We start from the raw sequence: 15,622 nt of genomic DNA, 5'->3' as shown, positions 1-15,622 counted from the left end.
ACACCTTTGAGAAAAATCTTTTACTTTTGTATCTGTTTGCTTCTATTAGCGAGCTGCAGTACAAAAAAGAACAATAATGCAGCGAGTCCAAGTCCAACTTCGAATGCCAAATTGATTTCAACAAAAAACGAAGCAAATCAAGATGTTACATATAAATCAGATGAAAAAGTGGCGGATCACTTAGCAAAATTAGCATCGAGCGTACCGGGTGTAAACGATGCAACAGCAGTTGTACTTGGAAGATATGCAGTTGTCGGAATTGATGTTGACGCAAAACTAGATCGCTCTCGAGTAGAGACAATCAAATATTCAGTAGCAGAGAGTTTAAAACATGATCCACTCGGGGCAAATGCAGTCGTTGTAGCAGATATCGATACGTATCAGCGCTTAAAAGAAATGGGCAAACAAATAAAGGAAGGAAACGGAGGGAAAGGAGTTCTTGATGAACTCGCAGCAATTGTCGGGCGTGTAATGCCGCAAGTACCAAATGATGTATTTGAAAACAAACAGATCAATCCAACTAAAGAAAACGATCAACAATTACACAAAAGTGAACAAAATGAATTAAAACAAGAACAAGTTGATCAATCCAATCAAAATTTAAAACGATAAAAATAATCCCCGTGTTATATAGCACGGGGATTATTTCTTGAAAAAAAATCGAATGTTTTATTTATTCATAAAAATATTATATGATTTTGTATAAAAGAAAACATACGTTTTTGTAAATGGAGGAATATACGTCATGCAAATGAATGGATCTATTCAGCTCGTTCCATATACGGAAAAATTTAAAGAATCTTTACAAACATTTACTTTACCTGAAGAACAAGTGCAATTTACAGCCCATCCAATGGAATTACTCAAAAAAATAGAACAAGATTCAACTCGAAATCCTATTGTTATTTTAGCTGATAACAAACCAGTTGGTATTTTTGCGTTGCAAGCGGGAAAACGTGTACGAGAATATACAAACAAAGAAAATTCTTTACTGCTTGTTTCCTTTTCAATCGATTACACAGAACAAGGAAAAGGATACGCAAAACAAGCGTTATATCAGCTGCCACATTATGTAGATTCATATTTTCCGAACATAGAAGAAATTGTGTTGGCAGTCAATGAAAGAAATATTCCCGCGCAAAAATTATATGTAACAGTCGGATTTGAAGATAGAGGACATCGTAGAATGGGACCAATTGGACCGCAACTTGTTTTATACTTATCATTGGAAAAGAAAACTTCAGAAGACACAAGATAAATTTATACTATAATATGAGAGGATTATGCGTATAATGTGAGAGTGTATATCCTCCTTATTTATAAAGAAATTTTAATAATAAAGCAGAAACTATTGAAGTTGTTTACGGAGGATACTATGCAGATAAAACTAATACTTACCGGTTACGGCACTGTTGGAAAAGAATTTGTAAAACTCATTCATGAAAAAGCATCCTTTATTCAAAAAGAATTCGGTTTAGAGTTAATCCTTGTTGGTATTATTGGAAGTGATTTAAAATTATATCATCCAGAGGGACTTTGTATCGATATTTTGCTTACTCTAGGCGAGGGGTCAGTAGCTTTACACAAATACATAGAACAACATTCGGTTCATAATGAAAAAATGAACGGTCATGTTTTAGTTGAATCTACACCAACCAATCTCGAAAATGGCAATCCAGGAAAGCAGTATATGTTACAAGCTATTGAAAGCGGCATGGATATTGTTTCTATTTCCAAAGGAGCACTTGTAACGTCTTGGAAAGAAATAAACGAATCAGCCAGATTAGCAAATGTACGCATCCGCTATAGTGGAGCAACAGCCGCAGCACTTCCTACATTAGATATAGGTCAATTCAGCTTAGCGGGATGCAAGATTGAACGCATCGAAGGAGTTTTAAACGGGACAACAAATTATATTTTAACGAAAATGCATGAAGATAACACTTCGTACAAAGAAGCGTTGCAACAAGCACAGCAAAAAGGAATTGCTGAAACAAATCCTTCATTAGATGTAAGTGGAATGGATAGCGCTTGTAAGTTATTGCTATTATCGAATAGTTTACTGCATACAGAATATACACTTGAAGATGTCACTGTTAAAGGAATTGAAAATCTATCAAAACAAGATATACAAAAAGCAAAAGAACAAGGAAAACAAATGAAACTAATAGCGAGAACATATACAGATGATGATGGAGAAGTGCGGCTTGAAGTACAACCGTATGCAGTAGACCTGAACCACTCACTATCAAGTGTTATAGGAACTGATAAAGGAATCACTTTTTACACGGATACGATGGGGACAGTTTCTTCCATCGGCGGAGCTTCCAATCCAAGAGGAGCTGCAGCTGCAGCATTAAAAGATGTAATTAATCTATACCGGAAAGATCTTATGTAGATTTACATCCGATAATATGACAAAAGTAGCTATCTATTGTTAATTTAAGCTGTGTTTTTTTGTTTACTTTTTACCATGAATAGGATTAAGATGTTTTGTAAGCATGTTATTGTTTGATTACTTGTACATATACAAAACAGAAAAATACCAGTATTATATAGAAGCTAGAAAGAAAGCTGAAAGGGATTGAGAATTGTGAAGAAACTTGATGTACTGTTAATGGTGCTCAGCGTCCTGTTCCCAGTTGCAGGTATAATGAAACAAATTCCTCTACAATTATCGTTATTTATGGGAGGATTATTGTTTTTAACTAGTTTTGGAAGTTATCATGCAAAACGAATGCATTCACGAATATTTAGTTGGGTAGCTTATACAGCATTTATCACACTCTTGCTGACTATTTGGAATCAATTCGTAACAACCAGCTCCTTAGTAGCAAACGCAAAAATTGCTGCATGTATTGCTGTGATCCCGTTTTTATTCCGATTCCGTACATATGCCATTACACTAGGATTACTCGCATTATGGGGCGCAATGTTGTGGGATATAAAACAAGTACACTCATTAGCGGTTCTAGGGCGGATGATGAACCTACTCACAACAGAACGATTGTATTTACTTATTCTAGTAGCAGGATTTTTAATTGGCGGATTACTTGCAAATGCACTATATCGTAATAACAGTCGTAACGGACAAGACAAAACAAGCGCATTTAAACAAAAAAAGAAGCGAATGAGACCTACATTTAAAATTCGTATTCCGAGTTTACCAAGAATTAAATTTAAAATGTTTAAGTTCGGTAAAAAATCTTCCAAACAAAGAGAAGCTCGTCCGTATGAACGAAATCATGAAGAAAGAATACCAACTTACCATACAACACAAACAGAGCAACATAACGGAACAGGACAAGGACAAACTAGAATGGAACGAAGAAGAAATCGTTATAATGCATAGAAACTATGTTTGTACAACTATAAAAACCCGTAATACCCTGCAATAATCAATGGGGTATGCGGGTTTTTTCACTATATAATAAACATATTAAATATCGAAATTTTTTATGCAGACAAAATATATAATTAACGATCTTATAGTAAAATATAAAAAATACATTAATAACAGGGGGGACATCATGCAAGAAAAATATGTACTCTCCTTTTTGCAACCGCAGTATCCAAAACTGGCACATATTGCGTATAGCATAGAAAAGAGCGTCTATAATGATCCGCATGGAACAATCGTTAAAGCTCGTCTATTTGGAGAAGTTGTTGCAAAAGAGATTTGGGATAAAGAAAATTTACAAAGTGGATATGAGATAAAGCATATAGAACGCATATTTAAGCTATTTCATGAAGGAATTATAGATGAAAAGTTCCGTAATTATTTTGGCTTAATTCATAAAATCGGCAATAAAGCTGGTCATAATGTGCATTACGGTAGTATCGTAGAATCCATACAAATCTATCGTATTGTCTTTGAAATCGCAGTTTGGTTTATGGAGTTATATGGCGATCTTAGCTTCCAAGCTCCGGACTATCGCGATCCAGAGTTGCAACAAAAGACATCTGAGATTAGTAGCGATGAATTAACAGAACTATTAAGTAAAACAGTGGAAGAAACGATTGGAAAATCCATTCAAACAACGATACAAGAAGTATTCGCACAAATGATGCAACAACAAGAAATAATCAATGTCGTTGTCAAAAAACAAGAAGAAACACCAATTGTTATTTCTAATGAAGAGAAAATAGAAGAAACACCAATTGCTATTTCTAATGAAGAGAAAATAGAAGAAACACCAATTGCTATTTCTAATGAAGAGAAAATAGAAGAAACACCAATTGCTGTTTCTAATGAAGAGAAAATAGAACAAGCACCTAACACAACTTTTGATTTAGTTGCATATCTTCAAAAATACAATGTAGATGTAATTGACAGACGTGAATTTGGAAGTACATTGTGGGTGCTTGGTGGCTGGGAGTTAAATGAAATTTTATTCCCATTAAAAGAAAAGAACATATTCTTTCGCTTTGTGGCAAGAGGCAATCGGATGACAAAAAATAAACCAGCTTGGTTTTTATTTGGTTCATACTTAACAAATAAAAAAAGCGAGACAACATCAAAACAAGATGCACAGCAAGAGCAGGCAGAAACCACGCAGTTTGATCTTATGACATATTTGAAAGCACAAAATGTCGAAATAATAGATAAACGCAATCGCGGCGGAACATTATGGATTATCGGCGGTAGGGAGCTTAACAAAATTTTATTCCCACTAATAGAACATAAAATTTTTTTCCATTATATGGCGAAAGGGAATCGAACGACAAAAAATAAACCAGCTTGGTTTTTGATGAGAAAATAATGAAGGAAAATGTAAATCTACCATTCTTTAAACAATTGTCTCATTGGTCTCCATTGCATTTCCCGTTATCCATATCATCTAGGATTTCCGCAATAAACCTTCCTTACAAATACTATAAAGTGGGAGAGGATAGTATATCTGTTTTATATACTTTTAATCGCTAATTACGACCTAAGTAGAAAATTTCTCTCCGTTTACAAACTCTTTTTTTGATAGGATCTTCAATTTTATTAATTTCACGTAGTTTTTTGCAATCCATGGTGCTTTTCTTTTTAATATAGGAAGTAGCTGCTCATCAGTAATGCCTTTAGATGCTAATATTTGTACACCTTTCATCCATTCAACTGTTACGTTAATTGTTTTTGTTTGTGTATACTGGATGTCCTATTCTATTGTTGTTTTACCGTATTGGATTACCGGCATGATTAGCTAGTCCTCCTTTTTGATCATGTAGATCATGTATAATTGATATGAGAAACAGTCAAATATATTTTGTATCTATTAAGTTAGTTGTAGTATTATATTCCTTGGTTAGAAGAGGAAGTTGAGTAACGTAAAGCCTCTGCCAATTCCTAATAAAAATACACACATAAAGGAGAAACTATGCTCAAACATTTACAGAAAACACTCGAACACTTAACTGAAGAAGAAGCAAAGGAAGTGCTCTTCAATATACTCACACAACTTCACTCACTAGAAACACATTTTAATAAGGAAACATTCACCTCACTTACAAATACACCGAAAGAACTAATTCAACAGTACATACAAAAGACTGATATTACGAAAAGCAAGCATGTCCATATCGTTTTTGGTGATTCAGCAGCAGGTTCTTTAAAATACGCTTTAAAAGAAGCAAATATTCAAGAAGAGCATGTTTTGTTATTTTCTGATGCCTTTTCTATTGGTCCTCTTTTTCACTTAGATGAAGGGGCAGGGCAAATAGCGCGTCAGCAATGGCTCCAGGAAAAATTACCGATAGAAGGCTACTTTTATGAAGAATATTTGCAAGAAATGAAAGTAACTTTAGAGAAGTTATATGCGATTCCATCTCATATTCCGATTACAATTTGGACAGGGAATAATGCATATGAACATGTAGGACTTACTTTTGTTTTATTTTTACTAAAAGAGGCTACTCATAATATATATGTCGTAAATACAGCTGATGGATTTGATAAGTTATTTCGCACACCAAATTTAGATTACATAGTACGCCATACCGCAGAACTTGCTCCTAATAGGTTAATGGCAATGCGCGAAGCATATAAAAAGCAATCTCCTTTAACAAAAGAAGAGCGACAAGTGCTCGAAAATGAATGGGAAACATTACGCGAAGAGCACACAGTTTTACGTATTTGGGAGAATAATCGTGTTGTTTCTGTTTCAGAAGATTATATGGATCATTTCATCATACAATGTGCTAAAAGTTTAGAAACTGATGGTTTTACAGATCAATTTTATAAAGCTTCTCGATTAGTCGGAAAAGTTTTAGGACATTTTGAACAATGTATAGCTGATACTTTTATTGAATATCGCCTGAAAACATTAATACAAAAAGGGATTTTTCATATGACGGGATCTTTGCATTCCATGAGATCTTATAGCGTGCGATTGGCACAGCCAGAAAAATGATAGCGAATGAAAGGAGATGTATATGTGAACATCTCCTTTTTTATTTTCATATAAAAAGTAATATACGATTGCATTTTTCCTAACTTTCATAAAATTAAATGCGTTATAATGAGGATTAAATGCTACATTTACCAAATATTTCTTAAGTCGAAGATTATAGAGAGATCTTCAAAAATGAAATGAATGGTAGTTATCAAACAGCTGATACACGATTTAAGGAGAGTAAGAATGGTATATTTACGACAATTACTTTATTTTGGTTATCAACAAGCTCTTTCCTGCATTTTTCCTGTACTGATTTTTTTGACGCTTGCTCTTTCAAAGTTTATCCATATTCCCGGTCTATACCGTTATGATTTTATCTTGCTCGTCTGCCTTCTCATTCAATATGGAATGTATAAAACCGGACTAGAAACAAAAGACGAGCTCAAGGTGATTACCGTTTTCCACTTCATTGGGCTAGCATTAGAAATTTATAAAGTACATTATGGTTCATGGTCCTATCCAGAACAAGCATGGACAAAGGTAATGGGAGTGCCGTTATATAGTGGCTTTATGTATGCGAGTGTTGCTAGTTATATATGTCAAGCATGGCGCAGGCTACACTTGCAAGTAGAAGGATGGCCAAATGCGATATGGACGATACCATTGGGAGCGATGATTTATTTCAATTTTTTCACACACCACTTTATGTATGATTTCCGCTGGATTCTAACGGCCTTATTATTTGTGGTCTTTTTTCACACTTATGTACATTTCTCTTTGCGAGAGGTCACATATAAAATGCCGCTTGTTATTTCGTTTTTTTTGATTGGTTTTTTCATTTGGATTGCAGAAAATATCGCAACATTTTTTGGAGCATGGCAATATCCAAATCAACATGAAACATGGAAACTTGTTCACATTGGGAAAATTAGTTCATGGTTTTTACTTGTTGTCATTAGCATTATGATTGTGATACAACTAAAACAAATCAAAATCCAAAAAAGTAATAGTTCTTCTTACCATAATTATAATAGCTAAAAAGTATGTAGGAATACGAATGCTAAACAAAAGAGGCGATCCGTCTTGAAGAAACGAAGAGTAATAGCCTTTTTTATATGTATTATAATAGTTGCTTTCGGAATAGTGATTACTGTATTCAATAAAATGAATAATGAAAACGATTTAGATTGTAGAACTAATGCTGTTCAAATCAAAGCTGTTGCGGTAGATTATAAGAATCAACCTGTATCTAATGTGAAAGTTTATGAAAATTCAATCGTTAATCAGGAGCGTACTGTTACAAATTCACAAGGGGAGTTTCAATTTCACTCCGGTGTTTGTGGCAAAATTACTTTATTATTTGTTACTCCAGATGGAAATACATACACAAAAAAATATGATAGGGAAGATGTACCTAACATAGTAAAGTTAGAGTAGTAAATTATGTAAATCAACAAGCAAGAAGTGTATATCTGAACATCTCTTTTTTTGTTTCAACATAAAAAGTAATATTAAGTCGCAATTTTCTCAACTTTCATATAATTCAATGCGTTATAATGGTCATTAGGTGCTACAGCCACCAAATATTTCTAAAGATGGAGGTTGGAAGTATGTTTTCAAACAATGAAATGAATCGTAACACATTGCCTGAGATACAATTAACTTCATCAAAATTTAAGCATGAAGCATATGACATTTACAAAGAGCTACGTGCATCTCATCCTGTCTATCCGGTATATCCTCAAGCTTGGCTTATTACAAGATATGAAGATGCAGTGAATCTTTTGAAAGATGCACGATTACTGAAGAATGCTGAAAATGTGTTTAGTAAAGAAGAATTTGAAGCCTCTTTTACACTGAAAAATGGAGAATTTTTGAGAAAACAGATGCTGAACTCTGATCCACCTGACCATAGTCGCTTGCGATCCCTTGTTCAAAAAGCTTTTACTCCGCAGATGATTTTACAGCTGAAAGATAGTATTCAATCCATTGCTGATACTTTACTAAATAAAGTAGAACACCAGCACACTATAAACCTCGTAAACGATTATGCTTTCCCGCTGCCAATTATTGTGATTAGCGAGATGCTTGGTATTCCTCAAGAGGATCGAGATAAATTTAGAATATGGTCACATGCGGTTATTGATTCTCCAGAGACTCCAGAAGCTATTCATGAAATCGATCAAAAACTAGGTGAATTCATTGACTATCTACGATATTTAATAGATGAAAAACGAGAAAATCCTACAGACGATTTAGTAAGTGCATTAATACAAGCAGAAAGCGAAGGGACAAAATTAAGTGCACCAGAATTAAGTTCGATGATTATGCTGCTTATCGTTGCTGGACACGAAACAACGGTTAATTTAATTACAAACATGACTTTAGCGTTGCTTGAGCATCCTGATCAGTTGCAGCTTCTGCGACAAAATCCTGATTTAATTGATTCAGCAATTGAAGAATCATTACGTTTTTACAGCCCTGTTGAATTAACGACTATGCGCTGGGCAGCGGAATCATTTACATTACATGGTCAAAACATTCAGGCAAAAGATGCGATTATCATTTCATTAGCCTCTGCCAATCGCGATGAAAAGATATTTCCAAACGCTGATGTTTTTGACATCACAAGAAAAAATAACCGTCATCTTTCTTTTGGACATGGCATTCATTTCTGCCTTGGTGCACCGCTCGCTCGTTTAGAAGCGAAAATTGCAATTCCTACCTTATTACACCGAATGCCTAATCTTAAAATAAAAGGAACAAGAGAGGACATAAAGTGGAGTGGTAATTATTTAATGAGATCATTAGAGGGATTACCATTATCTTTCTAGACAAATGAATACGAAACAGTATGACACCTCTCAATACTGTTAATACTAAGCAAAAAGGAGGTGTCATACTATGGCTCAAGATGTTCTTTGTGAAGTAAACAATTGTCAATACTGGGGTAATGGAAATAAGTGCAATGCAGAATCAATTTATGTAGTAAGTCATACAGGTAAACAAGCAACTGATAGTAAAGAAACAGATTGTAAAACATTTATACCAGAAGTTTAATTTTCTAGGGGTAGCCACGATGTAGGTTACCCTTTTATTATTTATATTATCGATAATAAATATCATTTTCATTCATAGTTTTATACGTTTTTTTATTTAAAGAAAGAATATTGCAGCATTGAAGTAAACGTCTAGTTTCTTATATATATTGTTCCATTCGACTTTGTAAAACAAATGAATAAAAGAATTCATACTTCTAAAATTTTTTGAGAAACGAGAGAAATATCCTTTATAACGTCACTCAAATCATGACGTTATATGTGTTTAGTATATATTAATAATTTTATTATAAGAAAAAACATTTAATCCTTGACCTGAAATGCGTTTCATAAATTATAACTAAGATGTTGTTAAATACGAACAAAAATATACTCATATATGAAAACGATATCACTCGTTATACAGAAACGAAAGCAGGGGATCGAATGAAACTTATTGCAATTGATTTAGATGGAACTCTTCTTACATCAAAGAAAGTAATTAGTGAAGAAAATGCTACCGCCATTAAGGAATGTCAGGAAAAAGGACATGTTGTAGCTATTTGTACAGGGCGCTCTATAATAGATGTCCAAAAACTTTTGCAAGAAGCAAATTTAAAATGTCCAATCATTGCCGAAAACGGTGCAATTTTGTATTCAAGTAATAAAATGTTACAACGATATCCAATCGCAAATGAACATGCGAAAGAAATTGTTGATTATCTAGAAGAAAAAAATATGTTTTATCAATTGTATACAGATCAAGGTGTATACGTTCCAGAATATGGCGAAGAAAGCGTTCAATTTGAGATGGATTGTATAATAGAATCTGATTCACATACTGATAAAGAAGAACTGAAACATATAGCAGCTTTATATTTACAGCATACTGAAAGCAAAAAAATTGCAAGTTGCAAACCACTATTTTCAGAGCAAATTTATATTCATAAAATTCTACCATTCTCGTATCAGAAGGACAATTTAAAGTTATTAAAAGATCAATTCGTCAATAATAAGGAATTATCAATTACCGCATCTTACTGGCACAATCTTGAAATCAATCATATTCATGCTCAAAAAGGAAATGGCTTATACACGTTAGCGAACCATCTTGGCATATTAAGAGAACATACTGTTGCAATTGGTGATGGGTTAAATGATATGTCTATGATGGAGAAAGCCAGCATATCTATCGCAATGGGAAATGCAGTAAAAGAGGTTCAATCAATTTGTCATTACAAAACACTTTCAAATGATGATCATGGTGTTGCTTATGCCCTTCGACGCTATGTCTTAAATAATATAAATAGTTAATGATGAAAAATCGAACAAATTTTGTTGGAATTTGTTCGATTTTTTTTGTTTTTATCCACTTTTCTCCTCAATTCTATTAAAAAACAAAAAAAATCTAAATAACTCTTCTTTTTCTATGTACCTTGATGAATATAATTCGTATAATAAAAAAGCTAAATAAATTAAAAATTAGACATAATTAAAAAATTAATATAAATACATTTAAATTACATATATAGAGGTAGAGGTGGGAGTATATGTACCGACTTAGGGAACTTATTAATATTGAGGAAATACAAACAATAGCAGAACAATTTTATCTGTTAACACATATTTCACATCAGCTTCTTGATTGTAATGGAGAGGTATTATTTCATTACGGTGCACAATCCATTGATTTAAATTTACATATGAAAATTCATGTCCCGATTATAATAAATGAACAAGCTATTGGTGACTTCATCATTTTTGCTCCCAAAAATCTTGGTGAGTCTTGCACAATATATTTCAAATCTCTTGCAGCGTTAATAACTAGTAAATTGCAGCAACTTAAGGAAAATCTATTAATACCTGCTGGAAATCTATATACCATTTTACAAAACATGCCGGTTTTAGTTAATGCATGTGATGAAGAAGGTGGTTTCGTTGTATGGAATAGAGAATGCGAACTAGTAACAGGTTATAGCGCGGCTGAAATTGTTAAAAATCCCCATGCGCTAGAACTTCTCTATCCCGATGAAGGATACCGAAATCAACAGCTACATGAATTTTCTGTGATAGGTAAAAACTTTCGAGGTTGGGAAATGATACTTACTTGTAAAAACGGTGATAAAAAAACGATTGTGTGGTCAAACATATCGGAGGAATTTCCTGTCCCTGGATATAGCCATTGGGCAATTGGCATTGATATTACGCATCGAAAAAAGATAGAAGAGAAACTCATAGAAAAATCTTCAGAGTTAGAATTAATCTTTAAAGCACTTCCAGATTTATGTTTTTTAACAAATTTTGATGGAACAATCGTTGATTATAAAGCAGGCTGCCCATCAAAGTTTTATGTACCTGTCAAACAATTTATGGGAAAAAAATTTCAAGATGTTTTACCTTCAGATGTCGCCCAGCAGCTGCACGAAGCAATTGTAAAAATACAACAGAAACATTCTATGGAAATTGTAGAGTATTCCTTACCAATGCATGATAGTACTTATTTTTTTGAGGCAAGATGTTTGCCACTTTTAACAGATAAAGTTATGGTTATGGTTCGTGATATTACAGAGAAGAAAAAGACGGCAGAATTATTAAATAAATCAGATACATTAGCCGCGGTTGGTCAACTTGCTGCAGGAGTTGCGCATGAAGTACGAAACCCTCTAACTGTCATTAAAGGATTTATACAATTATTACAAACTCGAGAAAGACATGATACAGAATTTTTTCGACTCATGATTTCTGAAATTGAGCGAATCGAATCTATCATTCATGAATTTTTATCGATTGCTAAACCTGAGATTACTTCTTTCGAAAGGAAGAACCTTTGTTTTATATTAGAAAATGTTGTGTCATTAATTAACACAAAGGCAATTATGACAAATATTCACATTGCATGCCAATCAAATCCTGACTTCTTGTATATTGATTGCTGCGAAAATCAATTAAAGCAAGTATTTATCAATATTTTACAAAACTCTATTGAAGCAATGCCAAATGGAGGGGATATCATAATTACTGCTAAAAAAATGAACGACAATGAGGTAGTTATTTGTATTTCAGATGAGGGAATAGGGATTCCGGAAGAAAGAATTATAAAACTCGGAGAACCTTTTTATAGTACGAAAGAAAAAGGGACAGGTCTTGGTCTAATGATTAGTTATAAAATTATTGAAAGTCATCAAGGAAGAATTCATATAGCTAGTAAAGTTGGAGTAGGGACATCGGTGGAAATTTATTTACCAATTTCTCAAGCTGTTTAATATAAGGTATATTTTTGTTGGTTCAATTTGCTAGATATATTAATGGATAATATAACAAAAGAAAAATACTTAAATTCAATTAATAAATTTAAAATAAACTTATGTAATAAGAGTAAAAGAATCTACTTTTTATTCGGTAAGTTCTTTTACTCTTATTTTGTATGTAAATAGACCTTCAAGTCATAGCACCATCATTTTGTGGTAAAGTTTCATATAGACATCATGTTGATAAATTCACTTTTTTCTTCATTACAATAAGAGGTTTTACGAGGCTTTAGAAATCCAAATAATAATTAATAAACAAGAAGAGGATATATAAATAAGAAATACTCATATGTAAGTGTACTCAAAAATGATATATTCCTTAGAGGAGTCTTATTTCTACAATCGAAAAGATTTTAGTTAAAAAAACGCTTTTACCTAGTGAGGTTGTCCAATCTTTTTCTCTTTTTTTCGCATTAACTATAGTAGTGTTTGAAAAGGAGAGAGAATAAAGATGGAGAGTGAGAATTTGAGTATATGGATGAAACAAAGTTGAATACCCCTAGTGAAAATAAGAAGGCTCTGAATAAAGATCATGAAATAGAAGTAAGCATTATCATTCCCTCCTATAATAAATACCCGCTAAATTTATTAACTTTATATTCTTTAGATAACCAAACATTCGACCTTTCGAAAATGGAAGTCCTTTTTATCGATGATGCTTCAACTGATGAAACCTTACAAATGTTACGAAAGCATCATTTTTCTTATCATTTTAAGTATATTAGATCCAAACGAAATCTTGGTAGAGCGAAAGTTCGAAATGCTGGAATTAAATATTCAAGAGGAAAAATTCTTATATTTTTAGATGCAGAAATGATTGTAGAACCTGAATTTGTTGAAAATCATTTTAATCAACATCAATTAATGGATAACTTAGTTTTATCAGGAGGTATGTATTATAACGCTGTATATTCTTGTATATTCCCTGAATTTAATCAAGAACAAATAAACGAAATATACACAAATGCAAGAAATAACCGAGTGCTCTACGACCGAATTAAAAACTTTAAGCATTCGAACATTACTGCTTCCTATCCGTTATTAGAATGGAATGATATTGATACCAAGCTTTACAAAGAATTAATAGTTAAGACCCCTTCAGCATCTTGGTATAATACAATACTAAAAAATTTTGACGCGCAGTTAAATGGATTTCATTTCCCCTGGATGGCCTTTTTAACCGGAAATGTTTCCGTACGTAAAAAATTAATTGAACAAGTTGGGCCATTCGATGAGGATTTTATAAATTATGGTTATGAAGACTGGGAGTTAGGATACCGCTTATATAAGTCTGGAGCTAAATATTTAGTTAGTAAGACAGTTATAGCTTATCATCAGGAGCATCCTATCGGAGAGAACAGATGGAAAGAAGCGATGAGAAATTACCACTTATTTACGCTAAAACATCCTGATGTAGACGTTCTTATCCTAGGCTTAGAACTTGCTCGAATTACAGATTTATTAATGATGAACAAAGTATTAGATGAATATAAGTTACTCGTTCAAAATCATCCAAATGATTCACTATCTTTTCAAAAAAAGTTCACTGTGATTCTAGAGACTATTGTACTTTTGTTAAAAGTTGATATTAGACATATTAACATATTAAATGCAGCAGGTTTTGGCTTAGAGGAGAAAAATGAACTTTTATCTGACATCAATAAAATAAATAATCTAAAAAAATACAACAATTTGATTTATATCCTAAAGAAAATTGTTGGGGAAAAATCAAAATAGAGAGGGTTTCCTAAAATAGATTTCAGAATTTTAATCTTTATTTGATATCCTTTCTTTGTCTAAGTTATCTATATAATGTTAGGAGTGGAAAAGAAAATGGTTTCAATCATTACTTGTACAATAAGAGAGGAGTATATAGAAAATGTTTTTAGAAACTATGAACAGCAAGTATGGAGGGATAAAGAATTAATTATTATTTTAAATAAGGATACTATGAATCTAGATAAATGGAAAAAAAAAGCTGGTAATTATCAAAATGTCCATGTGTATCAACTACATGAACAGGCAACTTTAGGTGATTGTTTAAATTTCGGAGTGGAAAAATCTAAATATAATTATATAGCCAAATTTGATGATGATGATTATTATGGTGCATACTACTTAGCTCATGCGATGCCCGAATTTAAAGATAAAGAAATTTCTGTTTTAGGTAAAAGTTCTTATTATGTTTATTTTAAGAATAAAAAAGCATTGATGTTAGTATCAAATACAGAAAATACCTTTACTGATTCTGTGGCAGGAGCTACTCTCATCTTCAAAAAAGAAGTATTTAAAAAAGTTCAATTTGAAAAAGTAAATAGAGCTGAAGATTATTTCTTTATAGATAGCTGTAAAAAGAATGGTTTTAAAATCTATTCTACTGATAAATATAATTTTGCTGTCGTACGTCATGATACTCAGAAACACACATGGAAATTATCTGACGAAGATTTTATGCAATGGGGTGGAATTGTCGCTAATACAGACGATTTCCGATCATTTGTTGAACGGTCTAAATTTCCATATATGTAGTCTTTAGAGGGAATGGTATGGCTCTTATTATATATCTAATGATAGAAACATAGAGATTTTTTCATCTCTATGTTTTTACTTTTGACCTTGTAAAATGATAGATAATGTTAATAATTTAGCAGAAACGAGAGATTTAGATCTTCCATGTAAAGCTAACCTGTCAGTTAATTTAACAAGAAATTCAACAACACTTTTAACAGAGAATTATTTCAAAACAACTCACTTATAAATTTTCAACAGTTAGAAAGTTACAAATTTATATAGCTTCAAGTTTATATATGTACTTTAATCTAGACATCAAATGAAATTCCAATAAAGTGAAACTTCTATATAATAGAAAACAGAGATTTGCTAAATTCAGTAT

At 32.5% G+C, this 15,622-nt stretch carries 14 protein-coding genes; all 14 read left to right on the top strand.

The genetic code is table 11. From position 1 onward, the window contains the following. Positions 1 to 6: 6 nt before the first annotated feature. The 14 genes from LRP84_RS19770 to LRP84_RS19705 all read left to right on the top strand — a co-directional run bounded on the left by LRP84_RS19770 (position 7) and on the right by LRP84_RS19705 (position 15,258). Positions 7 to 612 (top strand): YhcN/YlaJ family sporulation lipoprotein, encoded by a 606-nt coding sequence (locus LRP84_RS19770; protein ID WP_437438797.1) that lies wholly within the window; start codon positions 7 to 9, stop codon positions 610 to 612. A gap of 133 nt (positions 613 to 745) precedes the next feature. Continuing rightward, positions 746 to 1,258, top strand: coding sequence for a GNAT family N-acetyltransferase (locus LRP84_RS19765; RefSeq protein WP_437438796.1), 513 nt, complete (start codon positions 746 to 748; stop codon positions 1,256 to 1,258). 117 nt (positions 1,259 to 1,375) lie between these two features. Next, the gene (locus LRP84_RS19760; protein ID WP_230576643.1) at positions 1,376 to 2,398 is read left to right on the top strand and encodes a homoserine dehydrogenase; all 1,023 of its coding nucleotides are present in this window, start codon (positions 1,376 to 1,378) and stop codon (positions 2,396 to 2,398) included. Between the two features lie 195 nt (positions 2,399 to 2,593). Next, positions 2,594 to 3,352 (top strand): DUF3959 family protein, encoded by a 759-nt coding sequence (locus LRP84_RS19755; RefSeq protein WP_230576642.1) that lies wholly within the window; start codon positions 2,594 to 2,596, stop codon positions 3,350 to 3,352. 178 nt (positions 3,353 to 3,530) lie between these two features. Beyond that, positions 3,531 to 4,763 (top strand): hypothetical protein, encoded by a 1,233-nt coding sequence (locus tag LRP84_RS19750; RefSeq protein ID WP_230576641.1) that lies wholly within the window; start codon positions 3,531 to 3,533, stop codon positions 4,761 to 4,763. Between the two features lie 603 nt (positions 4,764 to 5,366). After that, a complete protein-coding gene (locus LRP84_RS19745; RefSeq protein ID WP_230576640.1) occupies positions 5,367 to 6,398 on the top strand; it encodes a DUF1835 domain-containing protein in 1,032 nt (343 codons plus the stop codon). Positions 6,399 to 6,626: 228 nt separating this feature from the next. Further along, positions 6,627 to 7,421, top strand: coding sequence for a DUF817 domain-containing protein (locus tag LRP84_RS19740; RefSeq protein WP_230576639.1), 795 nt, complete (start codon positions 6,627 to 6,629; stop codon positions 7,419 to 7,421). Positions 7,422 to 7,466: 45 nt separating this feature from the next. Continuing rightward, the gene (locus LRP84_RS19735) at positions 7,467 to 7,820 is read left to right on the top strand and encodes a hypothetical protein (protein ID WP_230576638.1); all 354 of its coding nucleotides are present in this window, start codon (positions 7,467 to 7,469) and stop codon (positions 7,818 to 7,820) included. 173 nt (positions 7,821 to 7,993) lie between these two features. Beyond that, the gene (locus tag LRP84_RS19730; protein ID WP_230576637.1) at positions 7,994 to 9,217 is read left to right on the top strand and encodes a cytochrome P450 family protein; all 1,224 of its coding nucleotides are present in this window, start codon (positions 7,994 to 7,996) and stop codon (positions 9,215 to 9,217) included. Between the two features lie 70 nt (positions 9,218 to 9,287). After that, a complete protein-coding gene (locus LRP84_RS19725; RefSeq protein ID WP_230576636.1) occupies positions 9,288 to 9,443 on the top strand; it encodes a DUF1540 domain-containing protein in 156 nt (51 codons plus the stop codon). A gap of 425 nt (positions 9,444 to 9,868) precedes the next feature. Next, a complete protein-coding gene (locus LRP84_RS19720; RefSeq protein ID WP_230576635.1) occupies positions 9,869 to 10,735 on the top strand; it encodes a Cof-type HAD-IIB family hydrolase in 867 nt (288 codons plus the stop codon). A gap of 236 nt (positions 10,736 to 10,971) precedes the next feature. After that, positions 10,972 to 12,684, top strand: a complete 1,713-nt coding sequence (locus tag LRP84_RS19715; RefSeq protein ID WP_230576634.1) for an ATP-binding protein — start codon at positions 10,972 to 10,974, stop codon at positions 12,682 to 12,684. 519 nt (positions 12,685 to 13,203) lie between these two features. Further along, the gene (locus LRP84_RS19710) at positions 13,204 to 14,466 is read left to right on the top strand and encodes a glycosyltransferase family 2 protein (protein ID WP_230576633.1); all 1,263 of its coding nucleotides are present in this window, start codon (positions 13,204 to 13,206) and stop codon (positions 14,464 to 14,466) included. Between the two features lie 96 nt (positions 14,467 to 14,562). Further along, positions 14,563 to 15,258, top strand: a complete 696-nt coding sequence (locus LRP84_RS19705; protein WP_230576632.1) for a glycosyltransferase family 2 protein — start codon at positions 14,563 to 14,565, stop codon at positions 15,256 to 15,258. The last annotated feature ends 364 nt before the right edge of the window (positions 15,259 to 15,622 follow it).

The sequence above is a fragment of the Bacillus rhizoplanae genome, assembly GCF_917563915.1.
Classification (GTDB): Bacteria; Bacillota; Bacilli; order Bacillales; family Bacillaceae_G; genus Bacillus_A; species Bacillus_A rhizoplanae.
Note: the sequence above shows the minus strand (reverse complement) of the source record. Positions and strands in the feature narration are given on the sequence as shown.

Coding starts and splice junctions, on each gene's coding strand:
- LRP84_RS19765 (WP_437438796.1), top strand. CDS start 746: ATGCAAATGAATGGATCTATTCAGCTCGTTCCATATACGGAAAAATTT.
- LRP84_RS19760 (WP_230576643.1), top strand. CDS start 1,376: ATGCAGATAAAACTAATACTTACCGGTTACGGCACTGTTGGAAAAGAA.
- LRP84_RS19750 (WP_230576641.1), top strand. CDS start 3,531: ATGCAAGAAAAATATGTACTCTCCTTTTTGCAACCGCAGTATCCAAAA.
- LRP84_RS19745 (WP_230576640.1), top strand. CDS start 5,367: ATGCTCAAACATTTACAGAAAACACTCGAACACTTAACTGAAGAAGAA.
- LRP84_RS19740 (WP_230576639.1), top strand. CDS start 6,627: ATGGTATATTTACGACAATTACTTTATTTTGGTTATCAACAAGCTCTT.
- LRP84_RS19730 (WP_230576637.1), top strand. CDS start 7,994: ATGTTTTCAAACAATGAAATGAATCGTAACACATTGCCTGAGATACAA.
- LRP84_RS19725 (WP_230576636.1), top strand. CDS start 9,288: ATGGCTCAAGATGTTCTTTGTGAAGTAAACAATTGTCAATACTGGGGT.
- LRP84_RS19720 (WP_230576635.1), top strand. CDS start 9,869: ATGAAACTTATTGCAATTGATTTAGATGGAACTCTTCTTACATCAAAG.
- LRP84_RS19715 (WP_230576634.1), top strand. CDS start 10,972: ATGTACCGACTTAGGGAACTTATTAATATTGAGGAAATACAAACAATA.
- LRP84_RS19710 (WP_230576633.1), top strand. CDS start 13,204: ATGGATGAAACAAAGTTGAATACCCCTAGTGAAAATAAGAAGGCTCTG.
- LRP84_RS19705 (WP_230576632.1), top strand. CDS start 14,563: ATGGTTTCAATCATTACTTGTACAATAAGAGAGGAGTATATAGAAAAT.